Source organism: Roseovarius sp. 217 (assembly GCF_000152845.1).
Lineage (GTDB): Bacteria > Pseudomonadota > Alphaproteobacteria > Rhodobacterales > Rhodobacteraceae > Roseovarius.
Genome location: NZ_CH902584.1, coordinates 1781815 through 1801234 on the forward strand (window position 1 = coordinate 1781815; position 19420 = coordinate 1801234).

The window sequence follows — 19420 nt, forward strand, 5'->3', positions numbered from 1 at the left end:
CCTGAATACCTAAAAGGAGTTCCGAATGTTGACGATCCGACGCCTCTTGCCCGCTGGTCTGACCGCATGTCTGGCGCTCATCGCGCTACCGGTGCTTGGCGAAGAGGCCCCGTCGCCCGATGATCCCAAGTTTGCTGCCGCCTCTGAGGACGGTGGCCGCTATTTCACCGCCGATGATATTCCCACATTCAACGTGGCCGAAGATGGCACGGTGGATTGGCGGACATTCTCTGGGTTCCGGCGCTATCATGCGGAATGTCATGTCTGTCATGGGCCGGATGGTGAGGGATCGACCTATGCGCCGGCGCTCAAAAAGTCGGCTGTGACGATGGATTACTATGATTTCTATGGTGTCGTTGCCGAAGGGCGGCAAAAGGTGAATGCCTCTGAAAATTCGGTGATGCCGTCCTTTGGCACCAACCCGAATGTGATGTGCTATCTGGATGACATCTATGTCTATCTCAAGGCGCGCGGATTGGGCGTGATCGAGCGGGGACGTCCGGCCAAGAAGGAGGCGAAATCCGATGCCATTCAAGCCGATGAAGATGCCTGCATGGGCTAAGGCGCTTGGCCTGGCTGTCGCGCTCTTGCCCGGAGTGGCTGGGGCGCAGATGGCGGAGCTAGTCTCGCAGACGGCGTTTCGGGTCTGTGCCGATCCGGCCAATGATCCGATGTCGACCGAGGCCGGGACCGGGTTTGAGAACAAGATCGCCGAGTTGCTGGCCGCAGAGTTGGACAAGCCGGTGGACTATAGCTGGTTTCCGATGGCGACCGGGTTTGTGCGGCGGACCCTTGGCGAAAAGCGCTGTGACGTGATCATCGGGTTCGCGCAGGGCCATGAATTGGTGCAGAATACCAATCATTACATGGTCTCGGCCTATACGATCATCCTGCCGCGCGAGAGTGAGTTGGCTGATGTCGTGACGCTGGCCGATCCACGCCTGAAGGGCAAGGTGGTGGGGATCATCGCGGGCAGCCCACCGGGCACGCATATGGCGCGCAACGGGCTGATGGCCAAGGCGCGGGCCTATCCGCTCTTTGTGGATCGGCGGGTGCAGTCGCCTGCGAGTGACATGTTGCGCGATCTGGAGGCCGGAGAGATTGACGCCGCCGTGCTCTGGGGGCCGATCGGTGGGCCGCTGGTCAAGCGCGAGCATCCCGGATTGAAAGTCGTGCCGCTGATGCAGGAGGCGGGCGCGCCCAAGATGTTCTACCGGATCACCATGGGCGTGCGTCTGGGCGAGGATCAGTGGAAGCGGCAATTGAATTCGCTGATCCGGCGCAATCAGGCGGGGATTGACGCGATTTTGGTCGAGGCGGGTGTGCCGCTGCTCAATGACATGGGTACAGAGGCCAAGGTGCTCTCGCAATGATCCGGGCCGGTCTGGCCGCGCTGATGCTTATGGCCGGACCGGTGGCGGCGCAGGGGGTGGCAGAGCCGGAGGGCTATCGTGGAGAGCCTTACCGCGCGCCCGTGCCCGAGACATTGGCGGGTGCGGTTGTGGTTGATGCCATGGCGGCGCATGTGCTTTGGCAGGGGGGCGAGGTGGCTTTTGTCGATGTGCTGCCGCGCGCACCCAAACCTGCGAACCTGCCTGCGGGCACCATCTGGCGCGAGAAGCCGCGGCTGTCGATTCCCGGCGCTGTCTGGTTGCCCAACACCGGCTATGAGCGGATTGCGCCGGAAACCGAGGCCTATTTGAGGGACGGGTTGGCGGAGGTGACGGGCGGCGATCCCGGCCATCCGGTGCTGTTCTTCTGTCTGGAGGACTGCTGGATGTCGTGGAACGCGGCCAAGCGGGCGCTGGAGATGGGATATACGGAGGTTTACTGGTTCCCCGATGGCACCGATGGCTGGGACTTTGAGGACTATCCGTTGGAAAAGGTCGAGGCGAGGGCGGGGGAGCCGGGGACGTAGGGGGTAGATTGCGGATGGGATTGAGCGTGCCTTCGTTTGTCACCCGCGCGAATAGCACCGCAGGTGCCGCGCGATCGCCAGACCGCCCCCCCGGTCTGGCGATTTTGAAGCGCTGCGCATCGCTTGGGCATTTTACGGTTTTTGCTGGCATAAAGTGGCAGTTACCGCCGTTGCATCGCCAAACCGCGGTCTGGCAATCGCGCGGCACAGTGCCCGCCGGCCAATGACCGTTCAAGGCCATACCCTAACTCTGACGTTCCCCCTCAATACGCCGCAAGGCTGGTGCGGGCGCTGGTCCTTGTGCCGTCGGTGTCGTTTAGGCTGACCTCTGCTGTTGTGGTGCCCGTCGGGATCGAGACCCGCAGGCGGGGGTTTTCCGAGAGGGAGATGCTGCCGGTCATGGTGAGATAGGGCCTGTTGTCGATACTGATGGCGAGTTCATCCACCACGCGCAGCGGTGTGTAGAGCAGGGTGATCTGATCCATCGCCAGACCCGAATGGCTGGGATGGCTGATATCGACGTCAAGCGCGCGGACCTTGCCTGCGAGTGTCGCAAGGCGGGTGTTCACGCTTTTGCTGGGGGCTGCGATGTCAGGCAAGAAGGCCAATTCCATCTCGCCCAAGGTTGCCAAAGCGGCGACCGGGTCAGTGCCCGGAGGGGCGGCGCAGGCCCCCTGGCCGGAGGTTTTGAGGAACGCCTCGGCCATGTGCCGCTCGCCGGTGTCGGTGAGGGCCACGAGATGCAGCGGGGTTTGACCGTTGAGGCGGGCGGTGAGGCTGAAGGCGAATTCGGCCTGTGGCGCGGCAAGATGGAATTCGGCAGCCACGGGGGCGGGGTTTTCGTCGATCACCAGCGTCACGGTGGTGATCTTTTGACCCGCCGGGGCGATGACATGCCCGCCCAACACGGTGCGCGCGTCGTCGGTGGCGCGGAACGGTGCATCGAGCCTGACCTGCGCGCTTTGCGCGACCATGGGCGCGTCGCCGTAGAGGGCGGCTTGAATGTCGGGCCAAGCGGACTGCGCCAGTGCGGGGCCAGAGAGCAGCAGAGCCGCAAGGGCCGGGGCCAGATGTTTCATGTCATCCCTCCGCAAAAATATGGGTCTTGAAGATATAGCGCATGCCGCGCAGCCATGAGTCGTCGGTGTTGGAGCGGATATCGACCGCACGGGCGCGCACCACCTCGCCGCTGGGCACAGCGCGCAGCACGAGGTTCATCGACAGGATCAGGTTCGAGACCTTTTGCACCTCGCCCACAAGCACGTAATCGGCATCGAGTCGCGCCGCGAGACGGGTTTCGCAGCCGTAGCAATCGGCGGGGTTGGAAATGCGGTCGAGATCCTTGGCGATGGGGCTGAGGTCGAGCAGGGCAAAGCCGCTCTCGGCAAAGCGGGACTGGACATAGTCCTGCACCAGCGCAAGCCGGGCGGTTTCATCGGCGCGCACCGGATTGTAGGCCCCTTCGGTCGAGGTGTCGATGAAGGTGATCCCGAGAAAGGCGATGTCCGCGCCACCCCGCAACGGAACAAGCCCCTGCGCCGTGGCGGCGGAGGCCGACAGGAACCCGGCCAGAAGCCAGAGGAAAAGCGCCCGTATCATGCGGGGATGTTACGCGCGCGCAGGCGCGCGCGATATGCGACTTTGGATGGAGAGCGTGGGGTCTCAGACACCCACGTCGATCATCGCCTTTGCCAGCAGGGGCACGGTTTTTGCGTTGAGCCCCGCGATGTTGATGCGGCTGTCGCCGATCATGTAGATCGCATGCTCGGCGCGCAGGCGTTCGACCTGTTCGGGGGTGGCACCCAAGCGCGAGAACATGCCGCGATGCTGGGCGATAAAGCCGAAGCGGTCGGAGCCGGAAATGCGCTGCAATTCTGTTGCCAGAGACTCGCGCAGCTTGAGCATGCCAAGGCGCACCTCCTCAAGCTCTGACTGCCAGTCGGCGCGCAGGTCGGGATCGGTGAGCACCATGGTCACCAGTCGTGCGCCGTGATCAGGCGGGAAGGAATAGTTCTGGCGGTTGAGATAGGCGAGATTGCCCTGGGTGACCTTTTGCAGGCTTTTGTCCTGCGCCACGGCCATCAGGATGCCGGTGCGTTCGCGGTAGATACCGAAATTCTTGGAGCAGCTGGCCGCGATCAGCGTCTCGGGGCAGTTTTCCGCTACGAACCGCACGGCGGCGGCGTCCGCCTCGAGCCCGTCGCCAAAGCCCTGATAGGCGATGTCGATCATCGGCAGCGCGCCACGCGCATTGAGCAGGTCCACCACCGCGCGCCATTCGGTCATGTTGAGATTGGCACCGGTGGGATTGTGGCAGCAGCCGTGCAAAAGCACCACATCGCCCGCGCGCAATCCATCGAGATCGGCCATCATGCCGGTGAAATCGACGCCCACGGTTTCGGGGTCGAAATAGCGATACATCACCACCTCGATGCCCATATGCGCGAGGATGCTCAGGTGGTTGGGCCATGTCGGATCAGAGACAAAGACGCGTGCGCCGGGGGTGGCCATCTTGATGAGATCAAACGCCTGACGCACCGCGCCAGTGCCGCCCGGCGTGGCAATGGCCGAGACCTGATCGCGGATCACGGCATCGCCCAGGATGAGCGAAATCATCACATCGGCAAAGGCTGGATCGCCCGCAAGACCGGTATAGGCCTTGGTGGTTTCCACCTCCCACAACTGTTTCTCGGCGGTTTTAACCGCGCGCATGATGGGCGTGACGCCTTCGGGGGTTTTGTAGACGCCGACGCCGAGATCAATCTTGGTCTCGCGCGGATCCTCGCGGAATGCCTGACCAAGGGCCAGGATCTTGTCGGCGGGTTTTTCTTTCAAGGCGTCAAACATCAGGCTTCTCCAGTGGCGACGGGCAGGGTGGGGAACGCGCCCCATTCGGTCCATGACCCGTCATAAAGCGCATGGTCGGTCTTGCCGATCCGCTCCAGCGCCAGATTGATGATGGCGGCGGTCACGCCAGAGCCGCAGGAGGTGATAACCGGCTTGGTCATATCCACCCCGGCGGCGGCAAAGACGGCGCGCAGGGCGTCGGGGTCTTTCATTGTCATGTCGGCGTTCACGAGATCGGTGTAGGGGACATTTTTGGAGCCGGGGATGTGGCCTGCGCGCAGACCGGCGCGGGGCTCTGCCGCCTCTCCGCGAAAACGGGCGGCGGCGCGGGCATCAAGGATTTCGTAATCGCCCAATTTGGCGGCGGCGGCGACTTGGGTCACGTCCTTGACCATCTGGTTCTGGCGGCGAACGGTCATGTGACGGTCGCGGATGATGGGCGGCATATCCTCGACGGCGCGGCCCTCGGCCTGCCATTTTTGGAAACCGCCATCCAGCACGGCGATATTGTCCTGACCCATCAGGCGAAACAGCCACCAGACGCGGGCCGCCGAAAACAGCCCCTTGGCGTCATAGACCACCACCTGATGGCCGTCGCCGACGCCCATGGCGCGGAGTTTGGACATGAATTTCTCGACCGGCGGGGCCATGTGCGGCAGTTCGGAGCGGGCATCGCTGATGTCGTCGATGTCGAAGAATCGCGCGCCGGGGATATGCGCGGCCTCGTATTCGGCGCGGCCGCTGCGCCCCTCAGAGGCCATGAACATGGTGCCATCGAGAATGCGCAGGTCGGGGTCCTTGAAATGGGCCGCGAGCCAGTCGGTGGAAACAAGCGTTTTCGGATCGTCCATGGCCATTTGCCCCCCGGTTCAAACGCTTTCTGCCTACAGTCTGAGGGGCAAAAGGGCAAGACCGTGTCGCGCCTGTGAGGCTAACGGCGTAGGAGGCGCGCGGCGGCGCCAAGGGTCCAGAGGGCTGCCGCACCGCAGAGGCCCGTCGTGGCGACAAGCCGGATCAGATAGGCGGTGTCGCCAACCGCTGAGGATGTCATGGCAAGGACGTATCCGCCAACGGCCCCCCCACATGCGCCCAGGCCCGCATGCAGGAGCCAGCCCAGACGGGGCGAAAGCCAAATACCAGCGGCGAGCATGGCCGCCATGGCACCGGACAGAGGGGCGATCAGCAATTCCATCCGCCGCCCCTTGCCCTAGCCGTGATCCTTGAGCAGGCGCTGTTTTTGCCGGGCCCAGTCGCGCTTGGCCTCGGTTTCACGCTTGTCATGGTTCTTTTTGCCCTTGGCGATGCCGATCTTGAGCTTGGCGATGCCGCGATGGTTGAAATAGAGCACCAAGGGGACCAGCGTCATGCCCTTGCGTTGGGTATCGCTCCAGAGGCGGGACATTTCCTTTTTCGAGACGAGCAGCTTGCGACGCCGCTTTTCATCGTGGCCAAAGGTCTTGGCCTGCTCGTAAGGGGCGATGTAGGAGTTGACCAGCCAGAGTTCGCCATTCTCGACCATGGCGTAGCTCTCGGCGATATTGGCGCTGTTCACGCGCAGGGATTTCACCTCGGAGCCTTCAAGGATGATGCCGCATTCGAGGTCGTCCTCGATGGCAAAATCATAGCGCGCACGCCGGTTCTCGGCGATCACCTTGTAGTTCGGGTTTTCCTTGTCCTTGGCCATCCCGCCTACCTAATGGCGCGCGCGGGCGCTGTCCAGCGGGGGCGATGTTATTCCGCTGCGCGGCGGATGCTGGCCATCAGGAGGTGGAATTTCTCGCCCTGAATGGCGACATGGCCGCGCAGAACCTCTGCGGCACGCGCGGCGTCGCCGGCGCGCAGGGCGGCGACGACCGACTCGTGTTCGGCCATGGATTGCGCCATGCGCCCACGCAGGCGCAACTGCATGCGGCGAAACGGTTTCAGGCGGCGATGCAAGCGCAGCGCCTCTTGTTCAAGAAAGGAATTGCCCGCGTGGCGATAGATCATGTGGTGGAACTGTTCATTCTCGCGGTAATAGCCGTCGGCATCATCCGCCGCGATGGCCTGTGTGCAGCGGGCATTGGCGGCGTCGAGATCGGCCAGCGCCGTCTCTGAAATCCGATGGGCTGCGAGGCGACCGCAGACGCCCTCGATCTCGGCCATGGTTTCGAACATTTCCATCAGTTCGACCAGTCCGGGTTGGCGGATGAAGACGCCACGCCGGGGGATCTGTTCGGCAAGTCCAGAGGCGACAAGCCGACCGAGCGCCTCGCGGATGGGCGTGCGCGACACGTTGAATTGCCGCGCGAGGCGGATTTCATCCAGCCGGTCGCCATCGCTGAAATCGCCGGTGAAGACCAGTTCTTCCAGTGCATCTGCAATGATATCGGCGCGGCGTATCTCCATAAAAAAATCCTAGCGAGAGCGAGGTTTGTGCGCAAGTGGGAAACTCTTGTATACAAAAATCTTGACTCTGAATTCAAAACACCAAACACTGACCGATACGGTCCGGGCTACCCTGCGCGGGCACAATGGGAGGAAGATATGAAGAAAATGACTTTCACGGCGGCTGCGGCGGCCGGGATCATGCTGCTGAGCGGCGTTGCCAATGCTGCCGAACTGCGCCTGTCGCATCAGTGGTCCAACAACGACGTGCGTCACAAGGTGGCGCAGATTGTGGCTGATGAGGTGGCGGCCGCCGGTGTCGATCTCGACATCAAGATCTTTGGGTCCGAGTCGCTGTTCAAGGCGCGCGAGCAATATACGCCGCTGAGCCGTGGCCAGCTTGACATGACCGTGCTGCCGCTCAGCTATGCAGGTGGCCAGCAGCCGTCTTATAACCTCACGCTGATGCCGGGTCTGGTCAAGAACCATGACCACGCCGCGCGCATGTCCGACAGCCCCTTTATGGAGGCAATCGAGGCAAAGATGGCCGAAGATGACGTGATGGTTCTGGTGCATGGCTATCTGGCTGGCGGTTTTGCCAGCACCGACAAGTGCATCACCAAGCCTGAGGATGTCGCGGGCATGCAGACCCGTGCCGCAGGCAAGGCATTCGAGCAGATGCTGGCGGGTGCGGGCGCGTCGATTGCGTCGATGGCGTCTTCCGAAATCTACAATGCGATGCAGACCGGCGTTCTGGATGCGGTCAACACTTCGTCCTCGTCTTTCGTGTCTTACCGCATCTATGAGCAGGTGAAATGCTACACGCCCGCGGGCGACGTGGCGCTGTGGTTCATGTATCAGCCGCTCTTGATGAACAAATCCATCTTTGAGGGTCTGAGCGCAGAGCAGCAGGCGGCCTTGACGGCGGCGGCGGAAAAGGCCGAAGCCTTCTATCTCGAAGAAGCCAAGAAAGAGGATGCCGCGTCGGTCGAGGTGTTCCGGGATGCGGGCGTCGAGATTGCTGCGATGACCGAAGAGGATTTCCAGGCCTGGCGTACGTTGGCGACGGAGACCTCCTATAAAGAGTTCGTTGCAAGCGTGCCGGACGGGCAGGCGCTGCTTGATATGGCGTTCGCCGTCGAGTGATCCGCTTTGGCTGTCGCGCCGGTTTGTGGCGCGGCAGCCGATTTCTCGCCCCCACTCTGACATGAGGTAGACCATGGCTGGCCATGCATCGGGTGCCATTGCGCGCACCGGACAAAATCCTTTTCTGCGCGCGGTTGCGGCGCTCTCTACACTGGCGGGGTGGCTCTCGGCCACGATGATCGTCGCCTCCGTGTTCATCACCTGTCAGATGATATGGGTCCGGTTCGTGATGAACGGAACGACCATCTGGCAGACCGAAGCGGTGATCTATCTGATGATCGCGGCCACACTGCTGGGACTGTCCTATGTGCAGCGGTTGCGCGGGCATGTGAATGTGGACCTGATCCCGCTTGCGGTGCCACGGCGCGCACGCAAGGGGTTGGCGGTGGTGACGCTCACGCTCTCGATCGTGATTGTCGCGGTCATGCTCTGGTATGGCTATGAATTCTGGCACGTCGCCTGGGCGCGCGGATGGACCTCGGACACGGTCTGGGCGATTGATCTGTGGATTCCCTATCTCGCGTTGCCCGTCGGGCTTGGCCTGTTTCTGCTGCAGTTGATCGCCGATCTGGTCGCGCTGTTGCTCAATATCGACGCGCCCTTTGGGCTGGAGGACGTCTGATGGATCCGCTCGTACTTGGTCTGATTGTCGCGATAGCGACCATCGTGGTGCTGTTTTCCGGTGTATCGGTGGCGCTGGGTCTGTTGATTGTTTCAGGCGGGTTCCTGATCGTGTTCGACGGCATGCGGTCGCTGGAGTTGCTGCCGGAAATCTTCTTTGGCAAGCTCAACAACTTCGCGCTCTTGTCGATCCCGATGTTCATCATCATGGGTGCCTCTATCGCGTCGACGCGGGCGGGCGCGGATTTATACGAGGCGCTGGAGCGCTGGCTGACGCGGGTTCCCGGCGGTCTGGTGATCTCGAACCTTGGGGCTTGTGCGCTCTTTTCGGCGATGTCGGGATCAAGCCCCGCCACCTGTGCCGCCATCGGCAAGATGGGTATCCCGGAGATGCGCAAGCGGGGCTATCCCGATGCGGTGGCCGCCGGGTCGATTGCGGCGGGCGGCACCTTGGGCATTCTCATCCCGCCCTCGGTCACGATGATCGTTTACGGCATCGCCACGGAAACCTCGATTGGGCGGCTGTTTCTGGCCGGGGTCATTCCGGGCCTTATGCTGGTCATGCTCTTTATGATTTGGTCGCTCTATTCGACATGGCGGTCGGGGGATATGAACCTCCTGACCGGGCGCAGCTATACCTGGCGCGAGCGGTTCGAGATTCTGCCGCGGGTGTTGCCCTTTCTTTTTATCATCCTTGGCGTGCTCTATGCCATGTATGGCGGCATTGCCACGCCGTCCGAGACGGCGGCGGTGGGGGCGCTTTTGTGTCTCTTGATCGCGATGATCATCTATAGTCTCTGGTCGCCGCGCGCGCTTTGGGTGGTGCTGCGCGACAGCACGCGGGAGAGTGTGATGATCCTCTTCATCATCGCGGCGGCCGGGGTGTTCTCCTATATGCTCTCATCGCTCTTTATTACCCAGTCCATTGCCGAATGGATCGGCACCTTGGAGGTGAACCGCTGGGTGTTGATGGGCGCGGTCAATGTGTTCCTGCTGATTGCGGGGTTCTTTTTGCCGCCGGTGGCTGTGATCCTGATGGCGGCACCCATTCTGTTGCCGATCATCACCACGGCAGGATTCGATCCGATCTGGTTTGCCGTTGTTCTGACAATCAACATGGAAATCGGTCTGATTTCGCCGCCTGTGGGTCTGAACCTCTATGTGATCAATTCCATCGCGCCGGATATCAAGCTCAAGACCATCCTCTACGGCTCTTTGCCCTATGTGGGCTGCATGGTGCTGGCGATCGTGCTTTTGTGTCTCTTTCCGGGGCTGGCGACTTGGTTGCCTGATGCGGTGATGGGGGTGGCACGATGAGCGTTCTGGCGGATTTGCTGGCGACAGTCTTTGAGCGGCGCTATCGCGGGGCATCGGAGCCGGACCAGAAGAACCGGAGCATCGAGGATCTGTGTCGGGATCTGATGGGCAGTTCCAGTGAAGTGTCGGGGATGGTGCTGGCGCGGCTGATCCTGGATCGCTATGCCGGGATGGCGGAGGCCGAAAAACTGGGGTTCTTTCGGTTTCTGACCGAGGGGATGGGCGTCGATCCCGAGAGTGTGCGCACGGCGCTGGACGCGTTCGAGGCTGGGCCGGATCGGGACAGCTATCGTGTCTTCATGGGCACGGCAGAGCCGCCACGGCAGGAGCTGGCGCGGCGGCTGAATCAGGTGCCGGGGGCGACGGCGCAACTGGTGGCGATGCGCGCAGACCTCTTGCGTCTGGCGCGGGACAACCCGGCGCTGGCTGTGCTTGACCTTGATCTCAAGCATCTGTTCGCGTCTTGGTTCAATCGCGGGTTTCTGGTGTTGCGTCCGATCAACTGGTCCTCGCCCGCCGATGTGCTGGAAAAGATCATCGCTTATGAGGCGGTGCATGCGATTGACAGCTGGGACGACCTGCGACTGCGGCTGGCCCCGAAGGATCGGCGCTGTTTCGGGTTCTTTCACCCGGCGATGCCCGACGAGCCGCTGATTTTCGTCGAAGTGGCGCTGAGTCGGGGGATTCCGGGGGCGATCCATGACGTTCTGTCCGAAGAGCGTGAGGTGATTGGCGCCCATGAGGCGGATACGGCGGTTTTCTATTCGATTTCCAATTGTCAGGCGGGGCTGGCGGGGATTTCCTTTGGCAATTCGCTGATCAAGCAGGTCGTGGCGGATCTGTCGCAGGAATTGCCAGGGCTCAAGACCTTTGTCACGCTGTCGCCCATTCCGGGGCTGACGCGCTGGCTCAAGGAGAGTGGCGGGGCGCTGCCCAAGAAGGCAGAAGCGCTTCGGGCGGTCACGGCGCACTATTTGCTCAAGGCCAAGCGGGGCGATGGTGGTCCCTATGATCCGGTGGCGCGGTTCCATCTCGGCAACGGGGCCTCGGTGCATGCCATTCACGCCGGTGCGGACCTGTCGCCCAATGGGAAAACGCAATCGGGCGGGGTGATGGTGAATTACCTTTACGACCGGGCACAGATTTCGCAGAACCACGAGCGATTTGCCGGGGCGGGCGTGATTGCCGCCTCTGCCGAGGTGACAGCACTGGCCGCCGCCGCTGCGAAAAAGACAGAGTGAAGGACAAGAGCCATGGCCAATCCCCTCTACGATAATCTGTTCGGTCGTCATGCCGGGCAAACCGCGCCGTTCCTGCATTTGGCGGAGGGTGCGGTGGTCAGCTATGATGCGTTTTTGCGTCTGACGGCGCGCATTGCGCATGCGTTGCGCGGTGCCGGACTGGCACCCGGCGACCGTCTGGCGGCGCAGGTCGAGAAATCGCCGGAAGCGCTCGCGGTTTATGCGGCCTGTGTGCAGGCGGGCATTGTGTTTTTGCCGCTGAACACCGGCTATACCGGCGATGAGTTGGGCTATTTCGTGGGCGATAGCGGGGCTAAGGTTCTGTTGTGTGACGGGGCCAAGATGGGCGCGTTGCAGACCGTGGCAGATCAGTCCGGGGCCATTCTGATGACCCTCAATGCCGATGGCACGGGCACGCTGGTTGATGCGGCCAAAGACCTGCCCGAGAGGTTCGAGACCGCTGCGCGCGGTGAGGATGATCTGGCGGCGTTTCTCTATACGTCTGGCACGACGGGGCGCTCCAAGGGGGCGATGTTGACGCAGCGCAATCTGCTGTCCAATGCCGAGGTGTTGGTGGAGTCTTGGCGGTTCACGCGGGACGATGTGCTGTTGCACGCGCTGCCGATCTTTCACACGCATGGCCTCTTTGTGGCGACCAACATCATTCTCTTGGCGGGCGGGTCGATGATATTCCTGCCGAAGTTCGAACAGGATCGCGTCATTGAATTGCTGCCCCGTGCGACGTCTATGATGGGGGTGCCGACGTTCTACACCCGTCTTTTGGACGATCCGCGGTTTACCCGCGATCTGGTGGCGCATATGCGGCTCTTTACCTCTGGGTCGGCGCCTCTGTTGGCGGAAACCCATGTGGCGTTTGAAGAGCGCACGGGGCACCGGATTCTGGAACGCTATGGCATGACCGAAACCAATATGAACACCTCAAACCCTTATGAGGGCGCGCGGCGGGCGGGCACGGTTGGTTTTCCTCTGCCCGGCGTGGAGTTGAAGATCACCGATCCGCAGACGGGTGCAGAGGTGCCACAGGGCGACATTGGCATCATTGAGGTGCGGGGGCCGAATGTGTTTGCAGGCTATTGGAACATGCCCGAGAAAACCGCCGAGGAACTGCGCGCCAACGGGTTTTTCATCACCGGCGATCTGGGGATGATCGACGATCAGGGCTATGTGCAGATCGTCGGGCGCAACAAGGATCTGATCATTTCGGGGGGGTATAACATCTACCCCAAGGAGATCGAGTTGTTGCTGGATGAACAGCCCGGCGTTTTGGAAAGTGCTGTGGTGGGCGTGCCGCATCCCGATTTTGGCGAGACGGTGGTAGGGTTCCTCGTGCCGCAAAAGGGGGCTGTGCTGGACCTTGATGGGATTGCCGGGGCAGCGGTCAAAAGCCTTGCGCGGTTCAAGCATCCGCGCAAGTTGATCGTGCTGGAAGAGTTGCCGCGCAATACCATGGGCAAGGTGCAAAAGAACATCCTGCGCGCTGAGTATTCGGGATTGTTCGCCTCGGCGTGACTGTCGCGGATCAGGGGGGAAAAAGGCCCGGCTGCCGATGGCGCCGGGCCTTTTCATGACCGCTTGTCGGCCTGTGCGACCAAAGTATGATGCATATCAAATATTTGAAATAGTTACATAATTATTCATTGCATGTGCGAGTTTCCGCGAGGCGGCGCGTGGTCGGGTAAAAATGTCTTACAAACCTATCGGTTTTGTTAGGATACCCGCATGGGGCGATCCCGCCACCGCCGAGACCTTGACGGAGACCGCGCATGTTTCGTTTAGCCTTGCTCGTTCTTGCGGGCCTTGTGGCCCTCGCACAGCCTTCGCTTGCACAAGAGGTCAAGGCGGTTGTGCTGCGGGTGGATTACCCCGCGCTTTTGCCGGTGTCGCGGCTCGATCTGCGGCCCGAGGATCTGGGCTTTGCCGGTGGGCAATTGGCGACCGAGGACAATCAGACCACGGGCCGGTTCATGGGACAGACCTATGTGACGCAAGAGGTCGCCGCCACGCCCGAGACTGCCTTGGCCGAGTTTGAGCGGTTGCAGGGCGAGGGGCTGCGGTTCTTTGCGGTGCAGGCGCGGGCCGAGGAATTGTTGGCGATGTCGCAGGCGGCGGCCCCCGATACGCTTATCCTGAACACCTTGGCATCCGATACGGTGCTGCGCAGTGCCGAATGTCGGGCCAATATCCTGCATATCGCACCGTCGCGGCAAATGCTGAGCGATGCTTTGGCGCAGTTTTTAATCTGGAAGAAATGGCCGCGCTGGGCGCTCATTCATGGCTCGCACCCCGAGGATATAGCGCTGGCTGACGCCTACCGCGCCTCTGCCGCGAAATTCGGGGCAAGGATTGTCGATGAGAGGGAATTCACCGACACTGGCGGCGCGCGGCGCACCGATACCGGGCATGTGCAGGTGCAGCGGCAATTGCCGGTTTTTACCCAAGATATGAAAGAGCATGATGTCGTCATTGCCGCCGATGAAACCGATGTTTTCGCCACCTATCTGCCGTTTCACACATGGCGACCCTCGCCTATCGTTGGATCGGCGGGGTTGCGGCCCTTGGCCTGGCATCCGGCATTGGAGGCGTGGGGCGCAACGCAATTTCAGCATCGCTTCGAGGAATTGACCCGCCGCTATATGCGCCCCGAGGATTACACCGTCTGGCTCGCGCTGCGGGTGCTGGGCGAGGCGGTGACGCGCACCAAGAGCGCCGATCCTGCCGCGATCCGTGCCTATGCGCTGAGCGAGAATTTTGAGCTGGCGGCGTTCAAGGGGCAAAAGCTGACGTTTCGGACGTGGAATGGCCAGATGCGTCAGCCGATCCTGCTGGCTGATGGGCGGATCACGCTGAGCGTGTCGCCACAGGACGGGTTCCTGCATCAACGCTCGCTTTTGGATACGCTGGGACTGGATCAGCCCGAGAGCGCCTGCACTGCCTTTGACCAATAGGAGATTACCCGATGACCCGCTTAGCCCTTGCGACCGCCTTTGTGGCCTTGATGACCAGCCCGGCGCTGGCAGGCAAGGTGTTTGTCAGCAATGAACGTGGCAATACGATCACCGTTGTCGATAGCGAGACATGGGAGGTGATCACAGAGTTCGCCGCCGGCAACCGGCCGCGTGGCATCACCGCAAGCCCGGATGGCAAGCATCTCTATGTCTGCGCTTCGGATGATAATGTGGTGCGGGTGTTCGACACGGCGACCTATCAGGAATTGCACACGCTGCCCTCGGGGCCTGACCCGGAATTGTTCGTGCTGCACCCGTCGGGTAATCCGCTCTTTATCGCCAATGAGGATGACAATCTGGTCACGGTGACGGATGTGAACACGCATACAATTCTGGCCGAAGTACCGGTGGGCGTGGAGCCGGAGGGCATGGGGATCTCGCCGGATGGCAAATATGTGGTCAACACCTCGGAGACCACCAATATGGCGCATTTCATCGACACCACGAGTTATGAAATCGTGCAGAATACGCTGGTCGATCAGCGCCCGCGGTTTGCGCAATATACGGCGGATGGCAAGTATCTGTTTGTGAGCGCCGAGATCGGCGGCACCGTCAGCGTGATCAACCCGGATGGCGGCGAGATCGTCCACAAGGTGACGTTCGAGGTGCCGGGCATCGCGCCGGAACTGTTGCAGCCGGTGGGGGTGCGCGTCACCTCGGATGGCAAGAAAGTCTTCGTGGCGCTGGGGCCGTCGAACCGGGTGGCTCTGGTGAATGGCGAGAGTTTTGAGGTCGAGAAATACCTGTTGGTGGGACAGCGCGTCTGGCAACTGGCCTTTGATGCAGAGGAGAAATACCTCTACACCACCAACGGCAATTCCAACGATATTTCGATCATTGATGTCGGGGCCGAAGAGGTCGTGAAATCGGTGCAGGTGGGGCAACAGCCCTGGGGCGTCGTGGTCGTATCTGATTGATCCAACAGGGAAGAGGGAAAATGATGAAACATATACTGACCGCCGTTGCCGTTGCGATGCTGGCAGCCCCCGCTCATGCCGCACCACTCTGCGATGATCTGGGCTTTGCCGGGCTCTTGGCGAAATGCAACCGGGGGGATGAGATTGAGGTTACGCTGGCCTCTGGCAAGCCATTGGGCGAGGGGCCGATCACGCTGCAATCGGGTGCATATTACGAGATGGAGATCACCGCGGATGGCAGTGCGGAATTGGCGCTGACGGGGCCGGAATTCTTTCGGGCGATCTGGATGGATGAGATCGTGATCAACGATATCGAAATCCGCCCGATGGCGATCGACAGTCTGGAGTTTGACGATGCGGGCACGGCGGAATTTTCCTTTATCGCGATCAAACCGGGGCGGTATAACCTCTTGATCCCCGGCACGAGCGGCGACAGTCAGCGGCTTGAGTTCATCATTCAATAAGGTCGCGCCCCGGTCTATGCTTTCGGGATGACAACGCAGGAACGCGGCATGACGGGGCTAAGGATCGAGGGGCTGGGATTTTCCTACGGGGCAAAGCGCGCCTTGGACGATGTGAGCTTTGAGGTGGAGCAGGGCGCGTTCTGTGCCCTGCTTGGCCCCAATGGGGCGGGAAAATCGACGCTTTTCGCGCTGTTGACGCGGCTTTTCACCACGCGCGACGGGCGGATCAGGGTTGCGGGCCAAGATATTGCCACCAATCCCCGGCAAGCGCTGGCGCGGATCGGGGTGGTGTTTCAACAACAGACGCTGGATCTGGACCTGAGCGTGCGGCGCAACCTGCGCTATTTCGCGGCGCTGCATGGGCTGGCGGGGCGCGCGGCTGAGATGCGAATCGAGGCGGCGCTGGAGCGGATGGCAATGGGTGAGCGCGCGGATGAATTGGCGCGTGATCTGAATGGCGGGCACCGCAGGCGCACCGAGATTGCCCGCGCGCTGGTGCATCAACCGGCGGTTCTGCTCTTGGATGAGCCGACGGTGGGGCTGGATGCCGAGGCGCGGCGGGCGATTACCGCCCATGTGCATGATCTATGTGCCAGTGACGGGCTAACCGCGCTCTGGGCCACGCATCTGACGGATGAGGTCTGGCCCGAGGATCGGTTGGTGATCCTGCACCGGGGTCGCGTGCTGGCCGATGGCACTACCCGCGAGATTGCCGGGCAGGAGGGGCTGACCGAGCGGTTTCTGAGCCTGACGGGCGCGCCCGTATGAGGCCGCTTCTGATAGCCTTGGTGGCGATTGTGACACGCGAGGCGCTGCGCTTTGCGCGGCAGCGCTCGCGGTTTGTTTCGGCCTTGGTGCGGCCCCTCGTGTGGCTGGTGGTCTTTGCCGCCGGGTTTCGGGCGGCGCTGGGCCTGTCGATCATCCCGCCCTATCAGACATATATCACCTATGAGACCTATATCGTGCCGGGGCTGTGTGGGATGATCCTGTTGTTCAACGGCATGCAATCGTCGCTCAGTCTGGTCTATGACCGGGAAATGGGGTCGATGCGGCTCTTGCTGACCAGCCCTTTGCCGCGTTGGTGGCTCTTGTTTGCCAAGATCCTTGCCGGGACTGCCGTGTCGGTGCTGCAATGCTATGCGTTTCTGGGCATTGCGGCGGCGATGGGGATCAAGATGCCGGTGATGGGCTATCTCTATGTTCTGCCCGCGCTGATTCTTGGGGGTGTGATGCTGGGGGCTTTGGGCGTGGCGCTGTCGTCCTTTATCAGCCAGATGGAGAATTTCGCCGGCGTGATGAACTTCGTGATCTTTCCCACGTTTTTCATGTCTACCGCGCTCTATCCGCTGTGGCGGATGGCGGAAAGTTCGATGCTTTTGCGCGACATTTGCGCGGTCAACCCGTTCAGCCATGCGGTCGAGTTGATCCGCTTTGCGCTCTATGGGCAATTCAACGGCATGGCGCTCTTGTGGACGGCGCTGGCAAGTCTGGTCTTTCTTGGTCTGGCGCTCTGGGGCTATGATCCGGGGCGCGGGTTGATGCGGCGGCGGGGCTGAGGATCTCAGACCTTGGTGTGAGTAGGCCCGCGCGTAGGCCTTTGGTAGGATGGCGGCATGACACCCAAAACGGCGCATATTCCCGGCACCCGTCCCGCACCCGCGGGGCCGGGACGTTTCAGCACGGCGCTGATTGTGGATGATCATCCGCTGTTTTGCGATGCGCTGTCGATGACCCTCAAGTCCGTCGCGGGAATCGCGCGGATCGACACCGCCGAGAGCCTCGATCAGGCGCTGGCGATGGTGGCCGAGAATGGCCCGCCAGATATCATCGTGCTCGATCTCAACCTGCCGGATGTGACCGGGCTTGACGGTTTGGCGCGGCTCAAGTCGGTGGTGGGTGAGACGCCGATCGTGGTCGTGTCCTCGATGTCCGAGAGCCGGATGGTCTGTTCCGTGATCCATGCCGGGGCGGCGGGGTTTGTCCCAAAGCACAGCCAGCGTCCGGTGTTTCGTGCCGCGTTCGAGGCGATAGCGGCGGGAGAGATATTCCTGCCTGAAGGTGTGGTCTTGACCAAGACGCCCGAACATCCGGTCAATGACCGTGACGAGGCGGTGGAGCGGTTGGCGCATCTGACCCGGCAGCAGGCGCGTATCCTGCAACTGATCTGCGAGGGTCGGTTGAACAAGCAGATCGCCTATGAATTGTCGATAGCCGAGACCACGGTCAAGACGCATGTCACCGCCATCATGCGCAAGCTGGGGGTTCAGACCCGCACGCAGGCGGTGTTGATCGCACAGGTGGCCAGCTTCTCTAACGTCTTGCGCGAGACGGAGTAAGCGGACTAACCTTTCCATGGGTTCGGAGGAGCCCTATGGGAGGAATGATGGACAGCAGCCTGATTGAGCCGGGCACGCTGTGCGACGGGTCTATTGTCGCACGCGCCGAGGTTCCGCATGACGCAGAGGATGCCATAGGCACCCTGCGCCGCGCCATGGGAGATGTGCGTCTGGCGCTGGTGCTCTTCTTTGTCAGCCCGCAGGCGGATTTCGAGGGCCTGATGGCGGAGGCCGCGCGTGTCTTTGGCGATAGCCGCTGTGTGGGCTGTACGACAGCAGGCGAGATCGGGATGGCGGGCTATGCCGAGGGCAGCATCGTCGCTGTGGGGTTTGCCGCGGATCATTTTCACGCAGTGTTGCAGATCGTCACCCCGCTGTCGAACCTGGATAGCACCGCCTGTGTGTCACAGACGGTGCGGGCGCGAGCGTGGTTGAGCACGCAGGCGGGTGACGCGCTCCCGAACGAATTTGCGTTTCTTGCCGTTGACGGATTGTCGCTCAAGGAGGACGAACTGGTTGCCGCCTTGGCGGCTGGGTTGGGTCCGATGCCGCTCTTTGGTGGATCGGCAGCAGATGGCGAGCGGTTCGCGCAGACGCTGATTTCCTGCGATGGGGTGACGCTGCAGAATGCCGCTGTGGTTTGCCTGATGCGCACCGACTGTCCGGTGCGGGTTTTTCGGCTCGACCATTTCCAGCCTACGGATCGCCGCATGGTGGTGACGGATGCAGACCCGGCGCGCCGAATCGTTCACCAGATCAACGCAGAAGTGGCTGCCGAGGAATATGCCCGCATCCTCGGCTGCCGAATCGATGAGCTGACGCCCTCGACCTTTGCCGAGAATCCGGTGGTGGTGCGGATCGGCGGCCAGCATCACGTGCGCGCCATTCAGCGGGCTGAGGCCAATGGCGATTTGCAGTTCTTTTCCGCGATTGACGAGGGGCTGGTTCTGACGCTTGCACAGTCGCAGGATATGGTGGCGCATCTGGACCGGGAGTTGGCTGCGCTCGGGCAGGAGACACAGCCGCTGACGGTGCTGGCCTGCGATTGCATCCTGCGTCGGACCGAGGTGCAGCAGCGCCAGATCGGCCCCGAGATTTCGCGCATTCTGGCGGCGCATCGCGTGGTGGGCTTTTCCACCTATGGCGAGCAGATCAACGGGTTGCATGTCAATCAGACCATGACCGGGGTGGCGATTTATCCCCCTATCGGGCGCTAGCCC

Annotated in this window: 22 protein-coding genes; 15 read left to right on the plus strand and 7 right to left on the minus strand. The window is 61.7% G+C overall.

Annotation, left to right across the window (positions count from 1 at the left end):
- Nucleotides 1–25: 25 nt before the first annotated feature.
- Genes ROS217_RS08530 through ROS217_RS08540 form a run of 3 tightly spaced genes read left to right on the plus strand, consistent with a single transcriptional unit; the run spans nucleotide 26 to nucleotide 1918 of the window.
- Nucleotides 26–562 carry a c-type cytochrome, methanol metabolism-related gene (locus ROS217_RS08530; protein WP_009817312.1) on the plus strand — a complete coding sequence of 179 codons (537 nt, stop codon included), beginning with the start codon at nucleotides 26–28 and terminating at the stop codon, nucleotides 560–562.
- A complete protein-coding gene (locus ROS217_RS08535) occupies nucleotides 546–1373 on the plus strand; it encodes a substrate-binding domain-containing protein (RefSeq protein ID WP_040651247.1) in 828 nt (275 codons plus the stop codon). Before ROS217_RS08530 ends, ROS217_RS08535 begins: the two co-directional genes overlap by 17 nt.
- The gene (locus tag ROS217_RS08540; protein ID WP_009817314.1) at nucleotides 1370–1918 is read left to right on the plus strand and encodes a PQQ-dependent catabolism-associated CXXCW motif protein; all 549 of its coding nucleotides are present in this window, start codon (nucleotides 1370–1372) and stop codon (nucleotides 1916–1918) included. Before ROS217_RS08535 ends, ROS217_RS08540 begins: the two co-directional genes overlap by 4 nt.
- A 263-nt stretch (nucleotides 1919–2181) precedes the next feature.
- Here ROS217_RS08540 and ROS217_RS08545 read toward each other — a convergent pair whose 3' ends face one another.
- From ROS217_RS08545 to ROS217_RS08575, 7 genes are all read right to left on the minus strand, one after another.
- Nucleotides 2182–2997, minus strand: a complete 816-nt coding sequence (locus tag ROS217_RS08545; RefSeq protein ID WP_009817315.1) for a quinoprotein dehydrogenase-associated SoxYZ-like carrier — start codon at nucleotides 2995–2997, stop codon at nucleotides 2182–2184.
- Between the two features lies 1 nt (nucleotide 2998).
- The gene (locus ROS217_RS08550) at nucleotides 2999–3517 is read right to left on the minus strand and encodes a DUF3280 domain-containing protein (protein WP_009817316.1); all 519 of its coding nucleotides are present in this window, start codon (nucleotides 3515–3517) and stop codon (nucleotides 2999–3001) included.
- Between the two features lie 63 nt (nucleotides 3518–3580).
- Nucleotides 3581–4765 carry an amino acid aminotransferase gene (locus ROS217_RS08555; RefSeq protein WP_009817317.1) on the minus strand — a complete coding sequence of 395 codons (1185 nt, stop codon included), beginning with the start codon at nucleotides 4763–4765 and terminating at the stop codon, nucleotides 3581–3583.
- The gene (gene sseA, locus ROS217_RS08560; protein ID WP_040651249.1) at nucleotides 4765–5616 is read right to left on the minus strand and encodes a 3-mercaptopyruvate sulfurtransferase; all 852 of its coding nucleotides are present in this window, start codon (nucleotides 5614–5616) and stop codon (nucleotides 4765–4767) included. Before sseA ends, ROS217_RS08555 begins: the two co-directional genes overlap by 1 nt.
- Before the next feature lie 80 nt (nucleotides 5617–5696).
- Nucleotides 5697–5957 carry a hypothetical protein gene (locus ROS217_RS08565; protein ID WP_009817319.1) on the minus strand — a complete coding sequence of 87 codons (261 nt, stop codon included), beginning with the start codon at nucleotides 5955–5957 and terminating at the stop codon, nucleotides 5697–5699.
- Nucleotides 5958–5972: 15 nt separating this feature from the next.
- Nucleotides 5973–6449, minus strand: coding sequence for an SsrA-binding protein SmpB (gene smpB, locus ROS217_RS08570; RefSeq protein WP_009817320.1), 477 nt, complete (start codon nucleotides 6447–6449; stop codon nucleotides 5973–5975).
- Between the two features lie 47 nt (nucleotides 6450–6496).
- A complete protein-coding gene (locus ROS217_RS08575) occupies nucleotides 6497–7153 on the minus strand; it encodes a GntR family transcriptional regulator (RefSeq protein ID WP_009817321.1) in 657 nt (218 codons plus the stop codon).
- Between the two features lie 138 nt (nucleotides 7154–7291).
- Between ROS217_RS08575 and dctP the strand changes: the two genes are divergently transcribed.
- The 12 genes from dctP to ROS217_RS08635 all read left to right on the plus strand — a co-directional run bounded on the left by dctP (nucleotide 7292) and on the right by ROS217_RS08635 (nucleotide 19417).
- On the plus strand, nucleotides 7292–8278 hold the full coding sequence (gene dctP / locus ROS217_RS08580; protein ID WP_009817322.1) for a TRAP transporter substrate-binding protein DctP: 987 nt from the start codon (nucleotides 7292–7294) through the stop codon (nucleotides 8276–8278).
- Between the two features lie 73 nt (nucleotides 8279–8351).
- Nucleotides 8352–8900 carry a TRAP transporter small permease gene (locus tag ROS217_RS08585; RefSeq protein WP_009817323.1) on the plus strand — a complete coding sequence of 183 codons (549 nt, stop codon included), beginning with the start codon at nucleotides 8352–8354 and terminating at the stop codon, nucleotides 8898–8900.
- On the plus strand, nucleotides 8900–10216 hold the full coding sequence (locus ROS217_RS08590; protein WP_009817324.1) for a TRAP transporter large permease: 1317 nt from the start codon (nucleotides 8900–8902) through the stop codon (nucleotides 10214–10216). The genes ROS217_RS08585 and ROS217_RS08590 overlap by 1 nt, the downstream gene beginning before the upstream one ends.
- Nucleotides 10213–11457: a malonyl-CoA decarboxylase gene (locus tag ROS217_RS08595; protein ID WP_009817325.1), complete on the plus strand. Its 1245-nt coding sequence runs from the start codon at nucleotides 10213–10215 to the stop codon at nucleotides 11455–11457. Before ROS217_RS08590 ends, ROS217_RS08595 begins: the two co-directional genes overlap by 4 nt.
- Before the next feature lie 12 nt (nucleotides 11458–11469).
- Complete coding sequence (locus ROS217_RS08600; RefSeq protein WP_009817326.1) at nucleotides 11470–12987, plus strand: malonate--CoA ligase; 1518 nt, start codon at nucleotides 11470–11472, stop codon at nucleotides 12985–12987.
- A gap of 254 nt (nucleotides 12988–13241) precedes the next feature.
- Nucleotides 13242–14423, plus strand: a complete 1182-nt coding sequence (locus tag ROS217_RS08605) for an ABC transporter substrate-binding protein (RefSeq protein WP_009817327.1) — start codon at nucleotides 13242–13244, stop codon at nucleotides 14421–14423.
- 11 nt (nucleotides 14424–14434) lie between these two features.
- Nucleotides 14435–15400: a YVTN family beta-propeller repeat protein gene (locus ROS217_RS08610; protein ID WP_009817328.1), complete on the plus strand. Its 966-nt coding sequence runs from the start codon at nucleotides 14435–14437 to the stop codon at nucleotides 15398–15400.
- A gap of 23 nt (nucleotides 15401–15423) precedes the next feature.
- Nucleotides 15424–15864: a hypothetical protein gene (locus ROS217_RS08615; RefSeq protein ID WP_040651251.1), complete on the plus strand. Its 441-nt coding sequence runs from the start codon at nucleotides 15424–15426 to the stop codon at nucleotides 15862–15864.
- Between the two features lie 48 nt (nucleotides 15865–15912).
- Nucleotides 15913–16632 carry an ABC transporter ATP-binding protein gene (locus ROS217_RS08620; protein ID WP_040651253.1) on the plus strand — a complete coding sequence of 240 codons (720 nt, stop codon included), beginning with the start codon at nucleotides 15913–15915 and terminating at the stop codon, nucleotides 16630–16632.
- A complete protein-coding gene (locus ROS217_RS08625) occupies nucleotides 16629–17420 on the plus strand; it encodes an ABC transporter permease (RefSeq protein ID WP_009817331.1) in 792 nt (263 codons plus the stop codon). The genes ROS217_RS08620 and ROS217_RS08625 overlap by 4 nt, the downstream gene beginning before the upstream one ends.
- A gap of 57 nt (nucleotides 17421–17477) precedes the next feature.
- Nucleotides 17478–18200 carry a response regulator gene (locus ROS217_RS08630; protein WP_009817332.1) on the plus strand — a complete coding sequence of 241 codons (723 nt, stop codon included), beginning with the start codon at nucleotides 17478–17480 and terminating at the stop codon, nucleotides 18198–18200.
- Nucleotides 18201–18244: 44 nt separating this feature from the next.
- The gene (locus ROS217_RS08635; protein ID WP_009817333.1) at nucleotides 18245–19417 is read left to right on the plus strand and encodes an FIST N-terminal domain-containing protein; all 1173 of its coding nucleotides are present in this window, start codon (nucleotides 18245–18247) and stop codon (nucleotides 19415–19417) included.
- Nucleotides 19418–19420 lie beyond the last annotated feature (3 nt).

Excerpts from the sequence above, each read along its gene's own strand:
- ROS217_RS08530 (WP_009817312.1), top strand. The coding sequence starts at position 26 with ATGTTGACGATCCGACGCCTCTTGCCCGCTGGTCTGACCGCATGTCTG.
- ROS217_RS08535 (WP_040651247.1), top strand. The coding sequence starts at position 546 with ATGCCTGCATGGGCTAAGGCGCTTGGCCTGGCTGTCGCGCTCTTGCCC.
- ROS217_RS08540 (WP_009817314.1), top strand. The coding sequence starts at position 1,370 with ATGATCCGGGCCGGTCTGGCCGCGCTGATGCTTATGGCCGGACCGGTG.
- ROS217_RS08545 (WP_009817315.1), bottom strand. The coding sequence starts at position 2,997 with ATGAAACATCTGGCCCCGGCCCTTGCGGCTCTGCTGCTCTCTGGCCCC.
- ROS217_RS08550 (WP_009817316.1), bottom strand. The coding sequence starts at position 3,517 with ATGATACGGGCGCTTTTCCTCTGGCTTCTGGCCGGGTTCCTGTCGGCC.
- ROS217_RS08555 (WP_009817317.1), bottom strand. The coding sequence starts at position 4,765 with ATGTTTGACGCCTTGAAAGAAAAACCCGCCGACAAGATCCTGGCCCTT.
- sseA (WP_040651249.1), bottom strand. The coding sequence starts at position 5,616 with ATGGACGATCCGAAAACGCTTGTTTCCACCGACTGGCTCGCGGCCCAT.
- ROS217_RS08565 (WP_009817319.1), bottom strand. The coding sequence starts at position 5,957 with ATGGAATTGCTGATCGCCCCTCTGTCCGGTGCCATGGCGGCCATGCTC.
- smpB (WP_009817320.1), bottom strand. The coding sequence starts at position 6,449 with ATGGCCAAGGACAAGGAAAACCCGAACTACAAGGTGATCGCCGAGAAC.
- ROS217_RS08575 (WP_009817321.1), bottom strand. The coding sequence starts at position 7,153 with ATGGAGATACGCCGCGCCGATATCATTGCAGATGCACTGGAAGAACTG.
- dctP (WP_009817322.1), top strand. The coding sequence starts at position 7,292 with ATGAAGAAAATGACTTTCACGGCGGCTGCGGCGGCCGGGATCATGCTG.
- ROS217_RS08585 (WP_009817323.1), top strand. The coding sequence starts at position 8,352 with ATGGCTGGCCATGCATCGGGTGCCATTGCGCGCACCGGACAAAATCCT.
- ROS217_RS08590 (WP_009817324.1), top strand. The coding sequence starts at position 8,900 with ATGGATCCGCTCGTACTTGGTCTGATTGTCGCGATAGCGACCATCGTG.
- ROS217_RS08595 (WP_009817325.1), top strand. The coding sequence starts at position 10,213 with ATGAGCGTTCTGGCGGATTTGCTGGCGACAGTCTTTGAGCGGCGCTAT.
- ROS217_RS08600 (WP_009817326.1), top strand. The coding sequence starts at position 11,470 with ATGGCCAATCCCCTCTACGATAATCTGTTCGGTCGTCATGCCGGGCAA.
- ROS217_RS08605 (WP_009817327.1), top strand. The coding sequence starts at position 13,242 with ATGTTTCGTTTAGCCTTGCTCGTTCTTGCGGGCCTTGTGGCCCTCGCA.
- ROS217_RS08610 (WP_009817328.1), top strand. The coding sequence starts at position 14,435 with ATGACCCGCTTAGCCCTTGCGACCGCCTTTGTGGCCTTGATGACCAGC.
- ROS217_RS08615 (WP_040651251.1), top strand. The coding sequence starts at position 15,424 with ATGAAACATATACTGACCGCCGTTGCCGTTGCGATGCTGGCAGCCCCC.
- ROS217_RS08620 (WP_040651253.1), top strand. The coding sequence starts at position 15,913 with ATGACGGGGCTAAGGATCGAGGGGCTGGGATTTTCCTACGGGGCAAAG.
- ROS217_RS08625 (WP_009817331.1), top strand. The coding sequence starts at position 16,629 with ATGAGGCCGCTTCTGATAGCCTTGGTGGCGATTGTGACACGCGAGGCG.
- ROS217_RS08630 (WP_009817332.1), top strand. The coding sequence starts at position 17,478 with ATGACACCCAAAACGGCGCATATTCCCGGCACCCGTCCCGCACCCGCG.
- ROS217_RS08635 (WP_009817333.1), top strand. The coding sequence starts at position 18,245 with ATGATGGACAGCAGCCTGATTGAGCCGGGCACGCTGTGCGACGGGTCT.